Source organism: Oxynema aestuarii AP17, assembly GCF_012295525.1.
Classification (GTDB): domain Bacteria; phylum Cyanobacteriota; class Cyanobacteriia; order Cyanobacteriales; family Laspinemataceae; genus Oxynema; species Oxynema aestuarii.
Map to the genome: position 1 here is coordinate 861,739 of NZ_CP051167.1, position 19,211 is coordinate 880,949.

Sequence of the window (19,211 nt, forward strand, 5' to 3'; positions counted from 1 at the left end):
AAAAGAGAATGCCACTCGACCTCTACCTAGCGCGATTTCAAACTGGCGCGATTTCAGGTTCGTTCGTGTTTGGCGAGCAATTCTAAAATGCGATCGTATTCAAATTCGCCAGCCAACTGTGTTAATTGCTCGGCCAAAGGTACATTATATTGACGACTCGACGCGATCGCCTCGTCGAGTAATTCCAAATCGCAACGAATGGTCGCCGTTTTCAATCGCTCGATCGCCTCCGAGGGCAATCGTCCGTCTCGTTCTTCCCAGAAACGCGACTCCCGCGAAGGATCTTCGAGTTCGGGCTTGCTCGCTTCTTCATAAACATAACGGACCTGTAGATGCTTCTCGATCGTCTCAAAAATGTCCGATTCTCGAAAGGGTTTGCACAGAAAATCATCGCATCCCGCCGCCCGTGCCGTTCGTTCCTCACTCCCACCAATCGCACTCAACGCGACGATCGCCGTTTTTTTCTCCCCCATCTTTGCTTTAATCTGCTGGCTGGCTTCGTACCCATTTAACTTCGGCATCCGCAAATCCATTAAAATCAAATCCGGCTGCCACTGCTCGGCGATCGCGATCGCCTCCCAACCGTCGCGGGCCTCGGCAAGTTGAAATCCCAGGGGTTGGAGTAACTCGACGAGCAATTGGCGGTTGCTGGGGCGATCGTCGGCCACTAAAATCCGATAGGGCGGAACCTGCGCCGCTAAAGCGACGGGCCATCGAGGGCTGGCTTTCGCCTCCGGCGGCTCGCACTCGACCCACGACCCATCCAGATCGAACTCAAAGCAACTGCCCCGCCCGACTTGGGAGCGAACGCCCATGCGACCGCCCATGAATTCTACAAACTGTCGGCAAATTGCCAATCCCAAGCCCGTCCCGCGACCGATCGCCCGACCGCTTTCGGTTTGGACGAACGGTTGAAATAACTGTTCCAATTCTTCCGGAGCGATCCCCACACCGCTATCTTCGACTTCAAAATGCAGCCGACACGGGCGCCCCGTCCCCGGGGGTTCGCCTAGGATCTGTGCAGGAGCATCGCCGTCGCCCTTCGATCCCTCGCCCCCCGGGTTCGCCGCCGACGATTCGAGAGCCAGAACCTTCGCGCGCAAGATAATACGGCCCTTTTCCGTAAATTTGAGGGCGTTCCCCAGTAAATTAAGCACGATTTGGCGCAATTTCACCGCGTCGGCGCGAATCCATCGGGGCAGATCCGGCGATCGCTCCAACTCCAAAGCGATCCCTTTTTCTGCCGAGGGCAACTCGAATAAATCGATTAAATCGTCCAATTCGCGGTAAAGGTCGAAAACCTGCAGGTGCAAGTGACTGTGTCCGGCTTCGATTTTAGAAAAATCGAGAATATTGTCGATCGAACGCAGCAAATGTTCGCCACTGCGGTGAATAATGGTCAAATGCTTGCGATCTTCCGCTTTTAAATCCGAGCGATGGCCGATTAACTGCGAAAACCCTAAAATTGCGTTGAGCGGCGATCGCAGTTCGTGGCTCATGTTGGCTAAAAAAACACTTTTGGCGCGATTGGCCGCTTCTGCCGCCTCTTTTGCCTGTTTTAGCTCCAGGGTTTGCCATTCGAGTTGATTTTTCTTTTGTTCGAGTTCGAGACTGCGCCGTTCTAAAATTTGGGTGCGCTGTTTGACTTTCAGTTCTAACGTCCGGGCGTACTCTTCTAACTGCTGGTGGGAGAAATTCAATTTTTCCCAGAGGAGATAACTATTGGCGAGGACGGCGGCGGCGGCGATCGCGATCGCCCCAGGAACCACGGGAATCCACCAGCCTTGTAAAAATAACCCGTAAGCGATCGCCACCAGCACGATCGCCAGCAACACCGTAGCCGCGACGATACGGCGGTGGTACAATCCCATCGAACCGACCAGCGCGCCCCACCCCGCCCACCAGACAATCCAAAGGCCCTCGATCGCGTCGTCCCAGGTTTCAATTCCCGATCGCCCGTCGAGGGCTTTGGCGAGGATGTGACTGGCCACGTGGGCGTGAATTTCGACGCCGGAAAGGGTGGAGCGATCGTTACTGCTTAAGGGAGTATAAAAAAAGTCGTTGAGGCTTTGCGCCGTGACGCCGACGAACACGACGCGATCGCCCATCAAACCGTCGGGAATGCGTCCGTCGAGGACATCGCCGATCGAAATCGTCCGAAAACTCGGGCCCGGACCGCGAAAGTTCAATAACATTTGGTAGCCGCGATCGTTGGCATTGACGTAACCCCCATCGTTTTTTTCAAAGGGGTGAAAAATACCTTTTCCCAGGCGGATGCGATCGGGGTGTTCGGCGATCGCTTCGATCTCGATCCCTTCGGCTTTGAGATAGGTCAGCGCCAAGCGCGTTCCCAGACTCAAGACGATCCGATTCGGTTCCGGTTCGAGAGAAACTAAGGCCCGGCGGACTTTCCCATCCGCATCGAGAATCAGATCGACAAAACTGACGCGATCTTCGCTCGCTAATAGGGGGGGTGGGGCGACGGATTCTTCCGAAACTTTTTCAATTCCGATCAAATTCGGCGTCGATTTAAAGGTGGCGAGCAGTTGTTGGTGTCCCGGTTCTACGGGCAAATCTCGATACAGTCCCAAGCCGATCGCCCGGGGATTTTGCGCTTTAATCTTATCGATCGCTTGCGCGAGCAACCCGTCGGACATCGGCCATTTTCCGATCTCGGTCAGATCGGATTCGTCGATGGTGACGATCGCAATTCGTTCGTCACGAGCTTCCCGAGGACGGATCCGAAAGAATAAATCGAAACTGGCCCATTCTAACAGTTGTAACAGTCCGGTCAATCTCACGACGATCGTCAAGATCGCGACCGTTGGCGTGCTAATCGCAATGGCTTTCAATCGCCAACATGACGGTTTGTTTGTGCGTGGAATCATACCCGTTTCCGATCGCTTCGATCCGGCGATTGCCTACAGCCATCCTCAAGAGAGTATTATTCATTGAGGGGGAAAGCACCGATGGATGGGGATCCGCCTCGGCTCCCAGGTACGGCGAAGGTTTCGCCTCCCTCGTTCGAGAGGTCAATGGCGAAGACCGTACCCGCTTTTCGCACCCCGGTTTGATCTTGACAAATCATGTCCGATAGCTCGATCGACCGTTGGTGAATGGAGAACGTTACAAGCTCAGCCGGAGTTCGGTGGCGCGATCGCTCCATCTCCGACAAGTAGGCCACTTGCAGGCTGGAGAACGACAAATGACCGAGGAGGGACTCTTCCCTTTAATGTTAACTGGCTTTCGAGCGGGTCGGAGATCGGCCAAGGCGATCGCCTCTCGGGCTCGCGGACGCCCTGACTGGGTTGGTGGCGATCGCGGTTGCTGTCGAGCTGTTGTTAAGGCGCCCCCTTTTTGAGGGACGTTAAACGGTATCGATCGCGAGGGACTTTTCCAATGAATTGCCGGGATCGTCCGACGGATCGAAGGCGATTTCCCCCAGGGCGCTACGCCGTCGAACGGTCGAATTTCTTGCCTGGAGTGCGAGTCAATTGCTCGGGACTATCTCAATAAAAAACTCGGCAAAAAATGCAACGCCCAAGACCTGCACGATCGCCCCAGGCAACCGGAATTTAAAATTATTCAAAACCGAGAGTTTTTAAAGATCCTCGCGCCTTAATAGCCTAAGTCTAAGACGTGCGTCTGCCTCTCTTGGCAAACGGTACAATTGTGCTAAAGTATTTTACATGACCTTGGATTCAGACGTAGGTTTTGCTGGTAGCTAGAGAATTGCCAGAGGAAACGCCTTGGCGCGATCGGCACGCATATCTCCGTTACTGAATCTCGCTACATTTTTTCCCTTGGAGGTATCCATGTCGATCTACGTAGGTAACTTATCCTATAGTGTGTCTTTAGAGGATTTACAAGAAGTTTTCAGCGAATACGGTGCGGTCAAACGGGTCAATTTACCCGTCGATCGCGATACCGGACGGCCACGGGGCTTTGGTTTCGTAGAAATGGAAAATGAAGAGGACGAACAAGCGGCGATCGAAGCCCTCGACGGCGCCGAATGGATGGGACGCGAGCTCAAAGTCAACAAAGCCAAACCGCGCGAATCCAAACCCGGCGGCAACCGGAATTACGATCGCAACAACGGCGGCTACGGAAATCGCTTCTCCCGACGCGGTTAAACCCGGGCAAAAAGCTTTGCAGGTGCTGCCGACCTCGTGACGGCGAATCGCCCGCAGTCCGGGAGAAGTAGCGGGGCATTGCTGACCTCACTGACAGGTTGTTTGGCCTCAAAAATTGTTATAACTATTAAAGATAAACGAGCAAATGCATTTGCTGGCTTATCCCGAGTTATAAAATTAAACAGGCCAGTTTCACGGTAGGTGTTCTGGCCACCTAAAACCCTTTCACTGTCAAGGAGGAAGAATGACCCAAGTAGTAGTTGGTGAAAACGAAGGCATTGAATCGGCGTTGCGCCGCTTCAAGCGTCAAGTTTCACGGGCGGGGATTTTGGCTGATGTCAAGAGCCGTCGCCATTTCGAGACTCCCTTAGAAAAACGGAAAAGGAAGGCGAGTGCCGCTCGACGCAAAAGACGCTATCGTTAACCAAGCTTCCGGACCGCTACATCTGAAGACCGATGCATTTTGGCGTCTTAAACTCTTCAACTGGCGTTTTGAGGTAAGCTTTGCCGCTTCTTCACCCGCTCGCGACCGATAACTTCTAACAAGCAATGGAGACCGACACCCGTGACTCAAGTAACCCGTGCATTGGCTTGTAGTTAGGTCGAGCTTGCGTTAAACCACGACGAGATCGCAGCGATCGCCCCGCTCGAACCTTACGGCTTGAAAGGGGCTGAATTTGTCAGAAAATTGGGGATCGACCGTCCCCAATTTTCTTTTTTTGAACTGTTTTGTGAGGGGAAGGCTACGGGTCGCGTCGGAATCCCCCCTCCCTCGGAGCCGTCGTTCCCGGAGTGCAAACCCAGATCCCTCGTTGCGGATCGGGGTTGGATGCTCCGTCCGCGAGTTCGGGTAAAAATGGATTTAAAGTAGTAATATTTCCCCCGAAACCCTTCAATGTTTTGTCGTTCGAGCCTCTCAATTCAACCCAAAACAAGTGAAGCCAAATCCCTCGAACTCGATCACTATACCGGGCGATTGAATGAATACTGAAGAACTCTTAAAACGCTACGCACGAGGCGAAAGAAACTTTCGGGGAGTCAACCTCAAGCGCTGCAATTTATATCGAGCAAACTTACCGGAAATCGACTTGAGTAATGCGGACTTAGCCGATGCCAATCTCAGCCGAGCCAATCTCTCAACCGCCAATCTTTCCGGAGCAAATTTAACCGATGCCAAACTAACGGCAACCAATCTGATCGGAGCGAACTTGAGCGGAACCGACTGCACCCGGGCCAATCTGATGCTCGCCGAATTGGGCAAAACCGATTTAAAAGATGCCAACTTATCTCATGCCAGTTTGTGGAAAGCGACCCTGAACAAAGCCGATTTAATGAATACCAATCTCACCGCCGTCGATCTCAGTGGGGCGGATTTAGTCGGTACCAGCTTGGTCGGAGCCACCTTACAAGGGGCCGATCTGTCCAGTGCTAACTTAATCGCTGCCGATCTCGGCGGGGCGAACTTGCAAGATACTAACTTTACCGGAGCGAACCTCTGGAATAGTAACCTCAACGGGGCGCAATTGCGCGGCGCGGTGATGCCCGACGGAACGCGCCACTGAAGCGTCAGGCTCCACGGGGAACGACGACGATCGCCAAATACTCCCGATAGGCAATAATGCGATCTCCGCGCACCTCGAAAGCGACCGCACCGCGATTGCGATCGCGCTAATCTCGTTCATTGAAGAGAGTAGCTCGATCGGTGACTTGGGCTTCAGTTTAGCGCGATCGCCCGCGATTCACTCTCTGGGAAGTCCATTTTGTGCGTGGAGTGCTAGGAGTTAGGGACGGGGTGGGCTAACCTTAGTCTTGGTATCCTCATCAATTTGCTAAGCGCATCTAGGACACATCGAGGGAGTGAACGGCATGAGCGTCAAGAACGGAGTGGGTCGCGCGATCGAATGGCTTGCGTTGACCGCCAGCACCAGTGCTTTAGTTTTAGCTTGTCCCTTAGCAGGGCGATCGCAAAGCGCCGATCCTTTGGGAGAGAGCCGACAGGCGATCGCGCCCGCCCTCTCGGGGACGGTCTCTCAAGCCCGCGCGATCGACTCATCCCCTTCCGCCCGGGATCTGACCGGAAACGACCCCCAAGGGTTATCCGTCAGCCTTCCACTGCGCCCTCGTTTCCCCGATCTCGTCGGAGAACACCGCCCTCCCCAGCAGGGCGATCGCGGTGGGGCGATCGCCCAAATCGACGAATCCCAAATCGCCACCGAAGAAGAACCCGGCCCCCAAGTTTCCTTTCTCGTCCTGCCGCAATACAGTTCTCGCAAAGGCATCTACGGCAAATTAGACCTCGACATTTCCCAAATCGGCGATAACCATCACAGTATCGAACTCGACCTCGAAGGCGGCGAACGCACCCTCGGCGGCAAATTAACCTATACCGACCCCTGGACCGAAGGCAATCCCTTCGATCCCGGCTTCCGAGTCCAAATCTTCAACACCCGCGAACCCGAAGATGTCTTTCGCGAAGGCGACCCGGAAGCCGAACTGATTCACGACCACGACCCCTTCGTCGATCGCCTCGGCGGTAAAATCGAAGTGTTTCGTCCGATCGCCGAAAATGGACTCACCCTCTCCGCCGGAGTCGGTTACCAGCGCGTCGCCATTCGCAACGCCGCCGCCACCGATAAAGTCTTTTCCCGAGACGAATTCGGCAATCGCCTCACCCTCAACGACGAAGGCATCGACAACATCCTCACCGTCAGCCTCGCCGCCTCTCAAGACCGCGTAGACGATCGCTGGTGGCCCACCCAAGGCTACCGCTTCCGGTTGGGAACCGAGCAGTCCGTTCCCATCGGCGAAGAAGAAATCCTCTTTAACCGCATTAGCGCCAGTTACAGCCAATTCGTCCCCCTCGGTTCCCATACCTTAGCCTTCAACCTGCAAGGCGGCACCTTTATCGGCGACGTTCCCCCCTACGACGCTTTTAGTTTGGGCGGAACCAACTCCGTGCGCGGTTATGGCGGTGGCGAAGTCGGATCCGGGCGCAGTTTCGTGCAAGGAACCGCCGAATATCGCTTTCCGATTGTCGAAGATCTCAACGTGCCCCTGGTGTCGCGCTTGGGGGGAACCGTCTTCGTAGACTACGCCACGGATCTCGGTTCCGGGGATACGGTTGTCGGCGAACCCGCCGAAGTGCGGAACAAACCGGGCAACGGCTTCGGTTTTGGCGTCGGCGTGCGCGCTTTAACTCGTTTCGGTCCGGTGCGCTTGGAATTTGCTTTGAACGATGATGGCGATGCCAAAGCTCACTTCACGATGAGCGATCGCTTTTAAGTTGTAGAGTGACGATGACACAGATAGATCCCGAAACCCAAGAGACCGACTCCACCGCCGACCCCTTCGCCGCATTGGCTGTCCCCCTTCCCCTCGATCCCAACGAATTGCTGGGACGCTACGCCCAAGGCGATCGCCACTTCCCCAAAGCCAACCTCAGTGGCGTTCACTTGAGTGGGGTCAACCTGACCCGCGCCGAGTTGGGCGATGCTCGTTTCAGCGAGGCGAACCTCAGCGCCGCCTACTTGCGCGGGGCCGACCTGCGCGGGGCCGACTTCAAAGGAGCGGATTTGCGCGGGGCTTATTTGCGCGGGGCCGACTTGCGCGGGGCCGATTTGCGCTGGGCCGATCTCGGCGGGACGGAAATCGCCGAAGCGCTTTATGACGTGCAGACCCGATTTCCCAAGGATTTCGATCCGCAACCGAGGCGGGCTTACGCGATCGCCGCGCGCGCGAACTTGCGCGATGCCTATTTGGCGGGGGCGGACTTGCGCTGGACGAAATTAACTGAAACGGAGTTAAACGGCGCTTATTTGGTGCGCGCCGACCTGCGCGGGGCCGATTTGAGTGCTAGCGACCTGGAGGACGCCGAGTTGAGTGCGGCGTTGGTCGATGCCGAAACTCAGTTTCCCGAAGGGTTCGACGCGATCGCCGCCGGAGTTTACCTGCTCGGTCCCGAGGTGCGCTTGCTCGGCGCCCGACTGCAGCGCGCCCGACTGGCGGGGGTGGATCTGACTCGGGCGGACTTACGCGGGGCGGATTTGCGCCATGCGGATTTGCGGCGCGCCCAATTGCGCGGGGCGAGGTTGAAAGGGGCGATTCTCAAAGGCGCCCGGTTGTTGGGGGCGGATCTGCTCGGGGCGCACCTCGATCGCGACGCCCTCGCCGGGACGGATGTGAGAGGCGCACTGTTACCCGACGGCACGATTGCCGATCGGGGGGGCGATCGCCCGTAAGCGCCGCGCCAAATGAGCGAAAAAAAGATCGATTCTAGGCATCCTAGAATCGATCGCTGTTTCAGGAATCAGGAATGATGATTTTTTAGAGAGGATAAAAAGTTAGATAAAATCATGGAAAACAGCTCGTTTGGGTAGGGATTGCGATCGCCTTGCCCCTAGTTTAACCGTCGATCTTATTCCTGAAATAAAGATTCAAATGTATGTCGCAACGAATCCATTTCAGCCACCCGACCGACGAGCAGATTGCGATCGCCCGCATCTTCCAAGCGCTCTTTCCAATACCAAATACTATCGGGATTATTCATCCAAAATTCGATCACCGTTTCGACGACCCGATCTAAATTCCATTCAGCTTGGGTCGAAACCGTTTCTACCGATTCGAGAAACGCATCTAAAGTACATTTATTGGTGGCCAGATATTCAACTCCAGAAGGAGAAGGGCGATCGGCAATCACTTGTTGTTGGTTAAAGAAAGAAATAACAGGAGAAATGCCTAAAATGTCAAAGGTGTAGGTCATTTCCACCTCCTACAAATCGTCTTTTTTATGATTGTGAATATTTCATAGCAGTTTGTCAAAGGGCCAACGGTTGCATCTGTTACCGTTCTTCAAAAACTGTAAAAGAATTAGAGATTGTTTTACAATATTTGACCGAATCGCGGGAAATTTCGACCCCGTTCGCCGAACGACGGCTCCGCAATATCGCGATTCGGTTCCCGGTTCGATTATGCAGTCAACGGCGCAGCGAGGGATGAATTGAGATTTCAAGGCGAATTCGCCGCCCTCGGCGCGGCGATGGTGTGGACCGTAGCGTCCGTTATTTACAGCAAAGTTGGGGCGCAAATTGCACCGCTTGTTTTGAATTTAGCCAAAGGGGCGATCGCGATCGCCCTGACCTTGGGGACGGCGATCGCCCTTGGCGCTATCGACGCAGACCGAGGCATTTGGGTGGCCGACCTCGATCGCCTCGCCGTCGGATCCCTGTTACTCAGTGGCGCCATCGGGATTGGCGTGGGAGATACGGCATTTTTTCGCTCGCTCAATGCCCTCGATCCCCGGCGGGCGTTGTTATTGCAAACCCTGGCGCCGCCTCTGAGTGCGTTACTGGCGATCGCCGTTCTTCAAGAAAGCCTCAGTCCTCGGGCGTGGTTCGGCATTGTCGTGACGATGTTGGGGATCGCTTGGGCGATCGTCGCCGAACGCGTCGGGGTCAGTCCCGCCGACCGTCAAGGAACCCTACGCGGGATCCTTTGGGGCGGGATCTCGGCGTTGGCGCAAGCGACCGGGGCGATCCTATCCCGGGGGGCGTTAGCGGAAACGGCGATCGATCCGTTGGTGAGTAGTTTATTGCGGTTGTGTGCGGGGATGCTGGTGTTGCTGGGATGGTTGAGTTTCGGCGATGCTCCAAGGGAGCCGCTTCGCGATCGCCGAACCCGGCAATCGTTGGCTGGGTTAACGTCGCCACGGCTGTTCGGCGCGATCGCGATCGCCGCCTTTTTAGGGACGTATTTGGGAATCTGGCTACAACAAATGTCGTTAAAATTCGCTCCGGCAGGCATTGCACAAACCTTGAGCGCCACGAGTCCTTTATTCGCGATCGCCCTGGCGCGCTTGATGGGCGAACGGGTGACGGCGCGGGGGACACTCGGCGCGATCGTGGCCTTGTTTGGGGTCACGTTATTATTAACGGCAGGTTAATTTTTAGCGATAACATTGAATGCGGACGGCTCAAATTGATGGGCGATTTTGGATAGGCGATTTTGAAACCGATGGGCGCGGGAGGTCGAAAGATGAAAGTCATAGTCAAACTGGCGATCGTTGCCATTTTAATCGGCTTGCTCAATGCTTGCACGGTCAGTTTTAGTGTGGGCGGGTTTCAGCCGACCCGCGACGTAGTGCAACGGGCGATCGCCCTGCAATTAAATCAAACTCAAGCCCAATTGAGACAACATTTAAGTCAGTATGCCGACGGCGACGGTCGGCTTCCCGACTATCAAATCGAACGGGTGGAGATCCGGCGAGAAGATCCGTTAAAAGTCGGTGATTTACTGACCTATCACGTGCAAGGCACCTACAATTTGAGCGGGCGAACGGGCGATCGCCGTTTTAGCGAGCGCGACAATCCCTTCGATTTATATCTTCAACGTCAACGGGAAGGCAAAACCTGGCGTTTGGCGGTTCCGTTAGAGAAAAATAAAGAGACCGACGAGCAGCAATGGGCGACCTATTTAGTGAAACCCCCCGGGTATATCTAAAGCGGGGGCGATCGTCGGCAGCGATTCAAATCCACGGACAGCGATCGAAACGCCATTGCAGGGCTTCTCGATTGGGAACGTAGCTCGGATCGAGGGGCGGGCGCAACAGTTGACCGTGGAGTTGGGCGTAACTGGTCTGGCGCAGTTGGGGGGCAACGAGAACGGTATGGGTGTGCGGTTCGATCGCCAGCAAGGATAAATCGAGTAAATTGTGCAAATCCGCCCGCAACAGCAAGCCCCTGGAAGCATCTTGTAAGTTGTCCGGATAGTCCGGCAGCAGACAGACCGCTTCCAGGGCGGGTTCCGCATTGCATCCGGTAATCGCACATTGTCCGTTATACGCGGCGAGTAGGGTTTGACGGAACAGAAGCGGACCGCGACGGAGGGCGATCGCCTCCCGGACGGTTTTACTGACATCGGATGCCGAGAAATTCGGATCTGCCTCCATCGTCGGCGGAGCGTCGGTTTCCGGCTCTGGTGCAGCTTCTGGCAAGTCGGCGAGATCGGCGGGCAAGGCGGCAGGATCGACAGGATCGACCCCCGGGGCGATCGCCCTCACCGCCGGATCGACGGATTCGACCGGGGATAGGGAGCGCAAGTCCGGAATGAACCCATCGGCGGCGATCGCACTGTTGAGTTTTTCGCCTCGGGGTAATTGTACCCCTTGGATGTGAGCGCCTTTCCAATAACTGCCCTGCATATTTTCGATCGCCGGGAGGCGCGCCCCTTGCAAGTTCGCCCCTTCCAAATTAGCGCCAATTAACTTAGCATCTTCGAGATTGGCCCGTTGAAAATCGGCCTGTTGTAAATTGGCTCCCGTCAAATTCGTCCCGATTAACTTCGCCTCTTGCAAGTTCGCCCCTTGAAGATTGGCTTGCTGTAAATTGGCTCCCGTTAAATTCGCCCCGCATAAATGCGCCCCTTGCAACTTGCCATATTGAATTTCTGCATGGCACAAATGGGCCTCGCCGAGGTTGGCGACTCGCAAGTCAACCCCGTAGAGATTGGCTTTGTCGAGATTGACCCCCTGCAGTTTAGCCAAGCGCAAGCGGGCGCCTCGCAGGTTGGCACAAGGCAACTCGCTTTTAATCAGGGTGGCACCTTTGAGATCCGCTTCGAGCAAATCGGCCCATTGCAAGCAAGCCCCGCGCAAATTGGCCTCCTTGAGGATGGCATATTGCAACGTCGCATCGGAGAGATTGGCCCGTTGTAAGTCGGCCCAGGGCAAGTTGGTTTCTTGTAAGTTGGCGCCTTGGAGTTCGGCCCATCGCAAGTTAGAGCCTTGCAAGTCAGCCCAGCGCAGATTGACTCGCTTTAAGTCCGATCCGCTCAGATCGGTATTGCGGAAGTTTCTGCGACCCGACGAGTAGAGTTGGATTAACTCGCTGACGCTGATTTTATCCCCCATAGCGTACCTGGCCCCCTATACAAAAGTCGTCGTGGGAATGGGTCGCTCCCGAGCGACGGTAGTGCTATTGAGATGACGATGCTATCCCCGACGGCTTTGCAGCCAGCAGTCCCTTGACAAGTCTCCAGTTTAGGGAGAAGCGGCGCCGGATTTCAACGCGAGATCGACTTGGGGGCGATCGCCCCTAAGTCACTCAAAACATCCCGGCGGATTCGTACAGGCGCCGCAACAGGGCCATAATTTTGGTGCCGTAGTCTAAATCGGCGGCCCAGCGACCGCTCAACTGTCCGACTAACGGCGCAATCCCGCGCGCCACGAACCGAAAGCGGGGATCGACGAGTTCTTGCACGAGGGGTTCGTTGCTCGCATAGGCTTTGAGGTGTTGGATGTGGGCGCGCACGCCGACACGAGCGCTGGGAAAGGAGGCACCTTCGGGCCCGCCGCCGACATCGCCGAGTCCGGCAAAGTTATTTTGAATCGGTTTGACGACGCCGCCAAAGCGCAGGAAGTTCGTTTCGAGGCACATTTGACAGAAGGCGATATCGTAGTTGACCCCTTCGATGCTGGCTTCTTCTCGATAGAGGTTGGGCAGGTCGGGGAAATCGACGATCGCCTGTTCGTTATTGGATTTGAGGAACATCAGCAATTGGACTTCCGAGGTATTGCCGTGTCCCATAATCCGATCGAGATATCCCGGACACAGTTGCAAAATCGATCGCAAGACCACGGTGCGGGTTTCGTTTTCCCAACCGACGGAAATTTGATATTCGCGCAGCTCGATCGCCTTGATATATACAATATTTCTATACGTTACTCGTCGGATCGATGAGAGTTGAGATAAATTGACCCCAAAACTATCGGCTAAGTCGATCGGGATGTAGGCGTTACCGTTAATAATGACCCCTTGCTCGCCATAATTTTGACCGTTAATACTGATATTAATCGGCGGATAGACGACGGGCTGGGGTGGCGGCGTCGGCGGCGAAGGGGTCGGAAGCGGCGTACCGCGTAAGATGCTGACGAGTCCTTCGGCGATGCCGATCGCAAAATCGCGACGGCGGTTGAGGAGTAAATAGCGATCGTCGGGATTGGTTAAAAAGCACACTTCCATCAGCAGGGAAGGGATCGCCACCGCACGACAGAAGGCCAAACTGCCGAGACTGGTGGTAGTATCGGCTTTCGCGCCCCGATTGGGAAGTTGGGGAACGCGACGCAACAGGGCCATCAACAGTTGTTCGGCATGGCTCTTGCGTTCCGTGTTATTGGCAATGTAGTAAACGCTGGCGCCGCGTCCGGCGGGATTGGCAAAGGCATCGGCGTGGATTTCGATCGCCACATCGTTTTGAGTGCCGCGCGCGTTAATCCAATAAATCGACTGCATCATACTCAAGTCGTCGGGAACCGCCAGCACTTCGACCCCTTTCGAGCGTAGTTCGGTTACGATCAAATCCCGCAAGAGAATCATCTCGCGGGCTTCTGTCGTCCCTCCGGCGATCGCCCCCGGATCGATCGAGCCATTCTCGTAGCCACCATGACCTGCAGAAATAAAAATTCGTCCCATTTAGATAATTCCCTTACAAGCAAAAACAATCGCACTCGATTCTTGAGGATAATCAAAAGGTGGTGAGGCTAACATGGGTTTGGCATTCGAGCAAAAGGAGTTTCTACCGAGCGAAAAGCAGATTCTGCCCTCAATTGTGCCTCATTGGCACGGAGTTGGGTAGACTAGAGATTCCCCACGAGCGATCGCGCGTTCGAGAAGCGACGCCTCCGGCGTATCGCCCCGCCTTTCCCTCCTCCTGTTACTTGACCTGTGTGGTGGGTAACCTAAAACCAATTGAATCTCCGACGGACATTAGGCTCATCCGATTTCGCAACAAACTACTGCTTATTTCTGCGTCGCCATTGTCCGGAACTCGCCATTCAGGGGAAGATTGAGACAAAATGGAAACTCCCCAGATTCTCCGATAGGGTTGACATCAGGATCCTCCGTGCCTCCCCCATTCCCGTTCCAATCCAGAGGGACTCGAACAGATCGGCGAATCGAGATTGCCGTTGAGGGGAAAGCATTGACGGTTCGCCAGGGAGTTGAAAGCTGCTGACGTCACCCGCAGGATTGCGGGTGTAGGCGCCAACTCCGAATAGTGAAGATGTCAAGCGAGGAAATCGAGAGCCTAAACGTAATGGCCGAGTCTTTTTCCATACCTTTCGTGTCCGCCGTCGTGACGCCCGAAGTTCCAGCTCAATTCATGCAGCAGTTTCAGTCCGATCCATTAGGAAAACTGATTAACCGAATACTTCTCGACCTGCACGACCCGCCGAGTTCCCTCGATGGCATCGCACGGATCGTAGGAGAAGCCTTTGATGCGGATTGTGCCGCCCTGATCGTCGGCGGCGCCGAGCCTCAATCGACGGGCGCACGAGAGCGGGTCGCCCCGACGGCGACCTTCTGGTATTCGTCGGATTCGTCAAGACGACTGTCGGCACGGGAGCGAGGGGCGATCGAGCGCACCCCTTGGGAACAGGCGATCGCACAGTGCGATCTCTACGTCACGACGGACGCACTCCTGGGCGTCGCGGCGCACTCGATCCGGCGACTGTCCGGGATGGGGATCCGATTGCGCGGGGCGATCGCCGGAACCCTGGTGGTGTTGCGATCGCCCACTCGCCGCACCTCCTCCCCCGCTCTTTCCACAACATCGGCAGACGACATCGACCCTTCAACGTGCGGCCTTTCTTTTGCTTGGAGTGCATCGGACATGCAAAAATTCAGTGCGGTTTCCGAACCGATGGCGGCTTTACTCGAACAAGCCATTCGCAATCGCGAACTCGCCGCCTACCAGCAGCAAGTCAACGTGCTAACCCATTATCAAAACTCGATTCACGAACTGACCCTCGCCATCCATCGCGGGACGGACGTCGATCGAATCCTACAGCAAGCTCTCGACAGTTTGATCGGCACCTTTAAGATCCGCAGGGGTTCGATTTTGATGTTGAAATACACCGACCCCTTTTTCAAAAGTCGCTCGTTCGCGCGCAGTTCCCTACGCGGTAGCGAAAGTGCCTCGGTCTCCCCCCAGGACGGCGAAATTTCCCTACCGCCTTTACCGCGCGCCAAAGTCACCGTCGCCTGTCAAAGCTCGCAACCGGGCGATTCCGACGAGGACGAGCCGAACTCCCCCCCCGAGGGAGGCTCCTTTTGGCTGTCCGATTGTTTCTGGTGCCAGCAAGCCTTTGCCCAAAGCCCGATCCCTCTGACGATCGCCGATCGCACCGACGCGATCGCCCGCCATCCCGATTTGACCTGGGCGCCGATCTTCGATCCGGAACGGTTCCCGGCCCTGTGTATCGTGCCGTTAGTCGCCTCTAGTGGCGGCAGTCTCGGTCACGGTCGCATTTTAGGTTCGATCGCCCTCGAACACGACACCCCCCGCGATTGGCTGCCCCAAGAACTCAAATTAGCCGAACTGATCGCCGCCCAACTGAGTACCGCCATTCTCCAAAACCAAACCATTCAACAAGTACAAGCCCTCGTCGAAGAACGAACCGCCCAATTGCAGCGATCGCTCGACGTCCAAGGCAAACTCTACGAAAAAACCCGTCAGCAAATCGAACAACTGCGAAAACTCAATCAAATGAAAGATGAGTTTCTCAGCACCCTCTCTCACGAACTCAACACCCCCCTCACCAGCATGAAAGTCGCCATCCAAATGCTGCGTCAGCCGGGGATTCCTGCGGAAAAACAAGCCAAATATTTAGATATTTTAGAAACCGAATGGTCCCGGGAAAGCAATCTCGTTAAAGACTTACTCAAACTGCAAGAGTTAGAATCCGATCGCGCCACCATCAAACTCGAACTGCTCGACCTCAAACGCATCTTGGCGGCGTTGGTCGAACCCTTCGAGCAAAAATGGGTCGATAAAGGCTTGCGCCTCAAAATCGACCTGCCGCGACGGGCGCCTAAAGGCTTGGCCAAAACCTATTTCAAACTCAAAACCGATGCGGACAGCCTCGATCGCATTCTCGTCGAGTTGCTCACCAATGCGGGCAAATACTCCAACCCCAACACCACCGTCTACCTGCGCGCCACCCACCAGATCGAACCGGATGGCAATCGAGCGATCCTCTCCCTGACCAATATCGGCGCCGGGATCTCTCCCGAAGACCTGCCCCATATTTTTGAAAAATTCCGGCGCGGTCAGGGGGTCACCCAACAGGCGATCGGCGGTACGGGGTTGGGTCTGGCCCTGGTGAAATGCTTGGTCCAACACCTCAACGGCGCGATCGAGGTCTCCAGCACTCCCTTAGCCGAGGATTCCGCCTGGAAAACCTGTTTTACCCTGACCTTACCGCAAATGACGGAAACGCCGCCGACCTGAACCCGTCCGCGATCGCCTCGGCCCGTCAATCTTCGTCCACGGCGTTTGCGAATCCCCGATCCGATCGATAATCTAGATCGTATCTTCTCCGGGAATTTTGGGTCGCTTGCAGGCGCGACTTCCCCCTCGACAACGCTAAGACATGCTCCAAAAGGTCAATCCAAACAAGCCATTACGGTGGCAGCGCTCTAAATACTCGCTGTTCCAGCGCCAAATCGATATTTTTACGGCGGCGGGTAAATTACTCTTTTATACGTGGTGGGATAACAAAGTCGCTCCTCACGATGCCGGACGGCGCGATCGCCGCGCCCGGTGGCTGGTCGCGACCTTGATCGACTTGGGACCGACGTTTATCAAAATCGGTCAGGCCCTTTCGACTCGGGCCGACTTGCTCCCCCTCGAATACGTCAAAGCCCTAGCGACGTTACAAGACCGGGTTCCCGAATTCAGCTCTGAAGAGGCGATCGCCGCGATCGAGTCGGAATTGGGCCATTCCTTGCACGCCCTCTATCGGGATTTCGACCCCTTCCCGATCGCCGCCGCCAGTTTGGGTCAAGTCCACAAAGCTCGCCTGCATACCGGGGAAGAGGCGATCGTCAAAGTTCAACGTCCCGGTCTCGAACAATTATTCGCCTTAGATTTCAAAGTTCTTTACGATTTAGTCCAACTCGCCAATCGCTTTTTTCCCTGGGCGAGAAAGTACGAACTCAAGGAGATCTACCGAGAATTTATCGGCTTTCTGTCCCAAGAAATCGATTATTTAATCGAAGGAAAAAATGCCGATCGCTTCCGAGAAAACTTTGAAGGCAACAGTCAAGTTCTCGTCCCTAAAATTTACTGGCGCTATACCACCAAACGCATTTTAACGATGGAATATCTGCCGGGGACGAAAATTGACGATCGCCACGCGATCGAGGCGATGGGCTTGGATGTTTGCGAAATTAATCGACTGGGAATTTCTTGTTATTTAAAACAACTCTTGCTCGACGGTTTTTTCCAAGCAGACCCCCATCCGGGCAACATGGCGGTCACTCCCGACGGACGCTTGATTTTCTACGATTTCGGCATGATGGCCGAACTCAAGCCCTTAGCTAAAGATCGAATGATTCGCACCTTTTTCGCCGTGTTGAAAAAGGACACCGATGCGGTGTTGAAAGCTTTAATTGAAATGGGCTTGATCGTTCCCGTCAGCGATATGCGTCCGGTGCGTCGCTTGCTGAATTTTTTGCTAGAAAACTTTACGGAAAAACCGATCGACGTCAAGGCATTTGGGGAAATCCGCAGCGAAATCTATTCGATGTTCCAGCAGCAGCCCTTCCGCTTGCCCGCCCAAATGACGTTTATTATTAAATCTCTGACGACCCTCGACGGAATCGCGCGAACCCTCGACCCGCAATATAATTTGAGGGCTTGTATGCAGCCTTTCGTGAAAAGTATTACCCTGGAACGGGGAAAGGTCGGTGCGATTTCGGAGTTGGCGCAACAGACGCGCCATTTTATCAAGGAGCGCTTTCAAAAACCGAGTGCGGCGGAAGTGTTGCTGACCCGTTTGGAAAAACGGTTGGAATCGGGAGAGTTGCAATTGCAAGTGAGATCGATTGAGAGCGATCGCGCCTTAAATCGCTTGAATTTATCGGTCAAAAGTTTAATTTATGCTTGTCTGTCGGGCTTTACGTTTCTCGCCGGGGCGGTGTTGTTGCTCGGTCCCTATGGTTCGGGGGCGATCGTCGCCTTCGCGATCTCGGCGATCGCCTTCTTGCTGTTGCTGCGTTCGTTATTGCGGCTGGCGATTAAGGAAAAATTAGACCGACTGGCTCAGTAGTTCCACCCCGACCGAGGGCGATCGCCCCTATTTCCTAAAGTTCCTAAGCCGGAGAACGGGTCAACTGGGAGACCAAATGTACGAGTTCCGGCAAAATCAAGCGCTCTAAGGCGAGGTTGACGGCTCCTGTAGAGCCGGGAATCGAAAAAATGAGTTTGGAATGGTACACCCCGGCGATCGCCCGCGAGGCGATCGCCCGCGACCCGATCTCGTGATAGCTCAACGAGCGAAAGATCTCCCCAAACCCGGGCAGGGTTTTTTCTAACAGGGAGGCGATCGCGTCGTAAGTGGTATCTCGCGGGGCAATTCCCGTCCCCCCGTTGAAAACGATCGCGTCGAGATCGTCCCTGGACGCCAACGTCATCAAGAGATCGCGGATCGCTACCGGGTCGTCTTTGAGAATTTCATAAGCGGCGATCGCGTGTCCCGCTTCGACCAGTCGGGTTCGGACGATCCGACCACTGCGATCGGTGTCGGGGGTGCGCGTGTCGCTGACCGTAATCGCCGCACAACGAACGGCGATCGGTTCGGAATCGGGGTGGGGAATGGAAGTCATGAGTAGGGGCGATCGCGAGCGAGGACGGGAAAGGAAGCCAGGTTCACGATTTGCTAAAGCCCAAACCATTTTCTTGGGCGTAGCGTTCCATAAAGCGCATGAACCGATCCCATTCTTGTTCCGATTTCATCACGTGAATCGCTTCGATCGCTTCCGGTTGACCGTTGACAAATTTCGCTTTCACTTCCCGGGTGGTAATTTCGCCTTCTTCGTCGATCAGGTACATCCCGGTAATTTCATCGGTGCTGTCTTGAGCTAAGGCATTGGGGTTTTGAAAGTAAAAGGTTGCCGTCCCTTGGGAACCATCTTTAGAACGGGTCAAACGGACTTCGGGGACGATTTCCTCTTTCACGCCTTGGGAAAACTGAATTTCAGCCATCTTTCAGATAAAGTTTTGTAAAGGACACGTTGACCTATT

At 55.0% G+C, this 19,211-nt stretch carries 17 protein-coding genes; 10 read left to right on the top strand and 7 right to left on the bottom strand.

Annotation, left to right across the window (positions count from 1 at the left end; genetic code table 11):
* Nucleotides 1-53: 53 nt before the first annotated feature.
* Nucleotides 54-2,852 (bottom strand): CHASE2 domain-containing protein, encoded by a 2,799-nt coding sequence (locus HCG48_RS03480; RefSeq protein ID WP_168567912.1) that lies wholly within the window; start codon nucleotides 2,850-2,852, stop codon nucleotides 54-56.
* A 260-nt stretch (nucleotides 2,853-3,112) separates the two neighbouring features.
* On the opposite strand from HCG48_RS03480, the gene HCG48_RS03485 reads away from it, so the two are divergent.
* From HCG48_RS03485 to HCG48_RS03510, 6 genes are all read left to right on the top strand, one after another.
* Nucleotides 3,113-3,361 (top strand): hypothetical protein, encoded by a 249-nt coding sequence (locus HCG48_RS03485; protein ID WP_168567913.1) that lies wholly within the window; start codon nucleotides 3,113-3,115, stop codon nucleotides 3,359-3,361.
* Between the two features lie 454 nt (nucleotides 3,362-3,815).
* Nucleotides 3,816-4,133 (top strand): RNA-binding regulator, encoded by a 318-nt coding sequence (gene rbp, locus HCG48_RS03490; RefSeq protein ID WP_168567914.1) that lies wholly within the window; start codon nucleotides 3,816-3,818, stop codon nucleotides 4,131-4,133.
* A 244-nt stretch (nucleotides 4,134-4,377) separates the two neighbouring features.
* On the top strand, nucleotides 4,378-4,557 hold the full coding sequence (gene rpsU, locus HCG48_RS03495) for a 30S ribosomal protein S21 (protein WP_168567915.1): 180 nt from the start codon (nucleotides 4,378-4,380) through the stop codon (nucleotides 4,555-4,557).
* A gap of 556 nt (nucleotides 4,558-5,113) precedes the next feature.
* Nucleotides 5,114-5,695, top strand: a complete 582-nt coding sequence (locus tag HCG48_RS03500) for a pentapeptide repeat-containing protein (protein ID WP_168567916.1) — start codon at nucleotides 5,114-5,116, stop codon at nucleotides 5,693-5,695.
* A gap of 304 nt (nucleotides 5,696-5,999) precedes the next feature.
* Entirely contained in the window at nucleotides 6,000-7,415 is a 1,416-nt protein-coding gene (locus HCG48_RS03505) for a BamA/TamA family outer membrane protein (protein WP_168567917.1), read from the top strand.
* Nucleotides 7,416-7,429: 14 nt separating this feature from the next.
* Nucleotides 7,430-8,371, top strand: a complete 942-nt coding sequence (locus HCG48_RS03510) for a pentapeptide repeat-containing protein (RefSeq protein WP_168567918.1) — start codon at nucleotides 7,430-7,432, stop codon at nucleotides 8,369-8,371.
* A gap of 176 nt (nucleotides 8,372-8,547) precedes the next feature.
* Here HCG48_RS03510 and HCG48_RS03515 read toward each other — a convergent pair whose 3' ends face one another.
* Nucleotides 8,548-8,892, bottom strand: a complete 345-nt coding sequence (locus tag HCG48_RS03515; RefSeq protein ID WP_168567919.1) for a hypothetical protein — start codon at nucleotides 8,890-8,892, stop codon at nucleotides 8,548-8,550.
* Between the two features lie 237 nt (nucleotides 8,893-9,129).
* Here HCG48_RS03515 and HCG48_RS03520 point away from each other — a divergent pair, with 237 nt between their 5' ends.
* Nucleotides 9,130-10,071: a DMT family transporter gene (locus HCG48_RS03520; RefSeq protein WP_246259880.1), complete on the top strand. Its 942-nt coding sequence runs from the start codon at nucleotides 9,130-9,132 to the stop codon at nucleotides 10,069-10,071.
* Between the two features lie 92 nt (nucleotides 10,072-10,163).
* On the top strand, nucleotides 10,164-10,628 hold the full coding sequence (locus tag HCG48_RS03525) for a hypothetical protein (protein ID WP_168567920.1): 465 nt from the start codon (nucleotides 10,164-10,166) through the stop codon (nucleotides 10,626-10,628).
* 25 nt (nucleotides 10,629-10,653) lie between these two features.
* Here HCG48_RS03525 and HCG48_RS03530 read toward each other — a convergent pair whose 3' ends face one another.
* The 3 genes from HCG48_RS03530 to HCG48_RS26385 form a co-directional block, all read right to left on the bottom strand.
* Nucleotides 10,654-12,036, bottom strand: a complete 1,383-nt coding sequence (locus HCG48_RS03530) for a pentapeptide repeat-containing protein (RefSeq protein WP_168567921.1) — start codon at nucleotides 12,034-12,036, stop codon at nucleotides 10,654-10,656.
* Nucleotides 12,037-12,229: 193 nt separating this feature from the next.
* Nucleotides 12,230-13,597 (bottom strand): hormogonium tapered terminus morphoprotein TftA, encoded by a 1,368-nt coding sequence (tftA, locus tag HCG48_RS03535; RefSeq protein ID WP_168567922.1) that lies wholly within the window; start codon nucleotides 13,595-13,597, stop codon nucleotides 12,230-12,232.
* Between the two features lie 418 nt (nucleotides 13,598-14,015).
* Nucleotides 14,016-14,144 (bottom strand): hypothetical protein, encoded by a 129-nt coding sequence (locus HCG48_RS26385; protein WP_281362075.1) that lies wholly within the window; start codon nucleotides 14,142-14,144, stop codon nucleotides 14,016-14,018.
* Nucleotides 14,145-14,219: 75 nt separating this feature from the next.
* On the opposite strand from HCG48_RS26385, the gene HCG48_RS03540 reads away from it, so the two are divergent.
* The gene (locus tag HCG48_RS03540) at nucleotides 14,220-16,415 is read left to right on the top strand and encodes a sensor histidine kinase (RefSeq protein ID WP_168567923.1); all 2,196 of its coding nucleotides are present in this window, start codon (nucleotides 14,220-14,222) and stop codon (nucleotides 16,413-16,415) included.
* Nucleotides 16,416-16,557: 142 nt separating this feature from the next.
* Nucleotides 16,558-18,237, top strand: a complete 1,680-nt coding sequence (locus tag HCG48_RS03545; RefSeq protein ID WP_168567924.1) for an ABC1 kinase family protein — start codon at nucleotides 16,558-16,560, stop codon at nucleotides 18,235-18,237.
* Between the two features lie 43 nt (nucleotides 18,238-18,280).
* On the opposite strand, the gene HCG48_RS03550 is transcribed toward HCG48_RS03545, so the two are convergent.
* Together HCG48_RS03550 and psb28 are read right to left on the bottom strand one after the other, a co-directional pair.
* Nucleotides 18,281-18,793 (bottom strand): MogA/MoaB family molybdenum cofactor biosynthesis protein, encoded by a 513-nt coding sequence (locus HCG48_RS03550; RefSeq protein ID WP_168567925.1) that lies wholly within the window; start codon nucleotides 18,791-18,793, stop codon nucleotides 18,281-18,283.
* Nucleotides 18,794-18,836: 43 nt separating this feature from the next.
* Complete coding sequence (psb28, locus tag HCG48_RS03555) at nucleotides 18,837-19,172, bottom strand: photosystem II reaction center protein Psb28 (protein WP_168567926.1); 336 nt, start codon at nucleotides 19,170-19,172, stop codon at nucleotides 18,837-18,839.
* Nucleotides 19,173-19,211: the final 39 nt, after the last annotated feature.

Coding starts and splice junctions, on each gene's coding strand:
- HCG48_RS03525 (WP_168567920.1), top strand. CDS start 10,164: ATGAAAGTCATAGTCAAACTGGCGATCGTTGCCATTTTAATCGGCTTG.
- HCG48_RS03540 (WP_168567923.1), top strand. CDS start 14,220: ATGGCCGAGTCTTTTTCCATACCTTTCGTGTCCGCCGTCGTGACGCCC.
- HCG48_RS03500 (WP_168567916.1), top strand. CDS start 5,114: ATGAATACTGAAGAACTCTTAAAACGCTACGCACGAGGCGAAAGAAAC.
- rbp (WP_168567914.1), top strand. CDS start 3,816: ATGTCGATCTACGTAGGTAACTTATCCTATAGTGTGTCTTTAGAGGAT.
- HCG48_RS03510 (WP_168567918.1), top strand. CDS start 7,430: ATGACACAGATAGATCCCGAAACCCAAGAGACCGACTCCACCGCCGAC.
- HCG48_RS03545 (WP_168567924.1), top strand. CDS start 16,558: ATGCTCCAAAAGGTCAATCCAAACAAGCCATTACGGTGGCAGCGCTCT.
- tftA (WP_168567922.1), bottom strand. CDS start 13,597: ATGGGACGAATTTTTATTTCTGCAGGTCATGGTGGCTACGAGAATGGC.
- HCG48_RS03505 (WP_168567917.1), top strand. CDS start 6,000: ATGAGCGTCAAGAACGGAGTGGGTCGCGCGATCGAATGGCTTGCGTTG.
- HCG48_RS03550 (WP_168567925.1), bottom strand. CDS start 18,793: ATGACTTCCATTCCCCACCCCGATTCCGAACCGATCGCCGTTCGTTGT.
- HCG48_RS03530 (WP_168567921.1), bottom strand. CDS start 12,036: ATGGGGGATAAAATCAGCGTCAGCGAGTTAATCCAACTCTACTCGTCG.
- rpsU (WP_168567915.1), top strand. CDS start 4,378: ATGACCCAAGTAGTAGTTGGTGAAAACGAAGGCATTGAATCGGCGTTG.
- HCG48_RS03515 (WP_168567919.1), bottom strand. CDS start 8,892: ATGACCTACACCTTTGACATTTTAGGCATTTCTCCTGTTATTTCTTTC.
- psb28 (WP_168567926.1), bottom strand. CDS start 19,172: ATGGCTGAAATTCAGTTTTCCCAAGGCGTGAAAGAGGAAATCGTCCCC.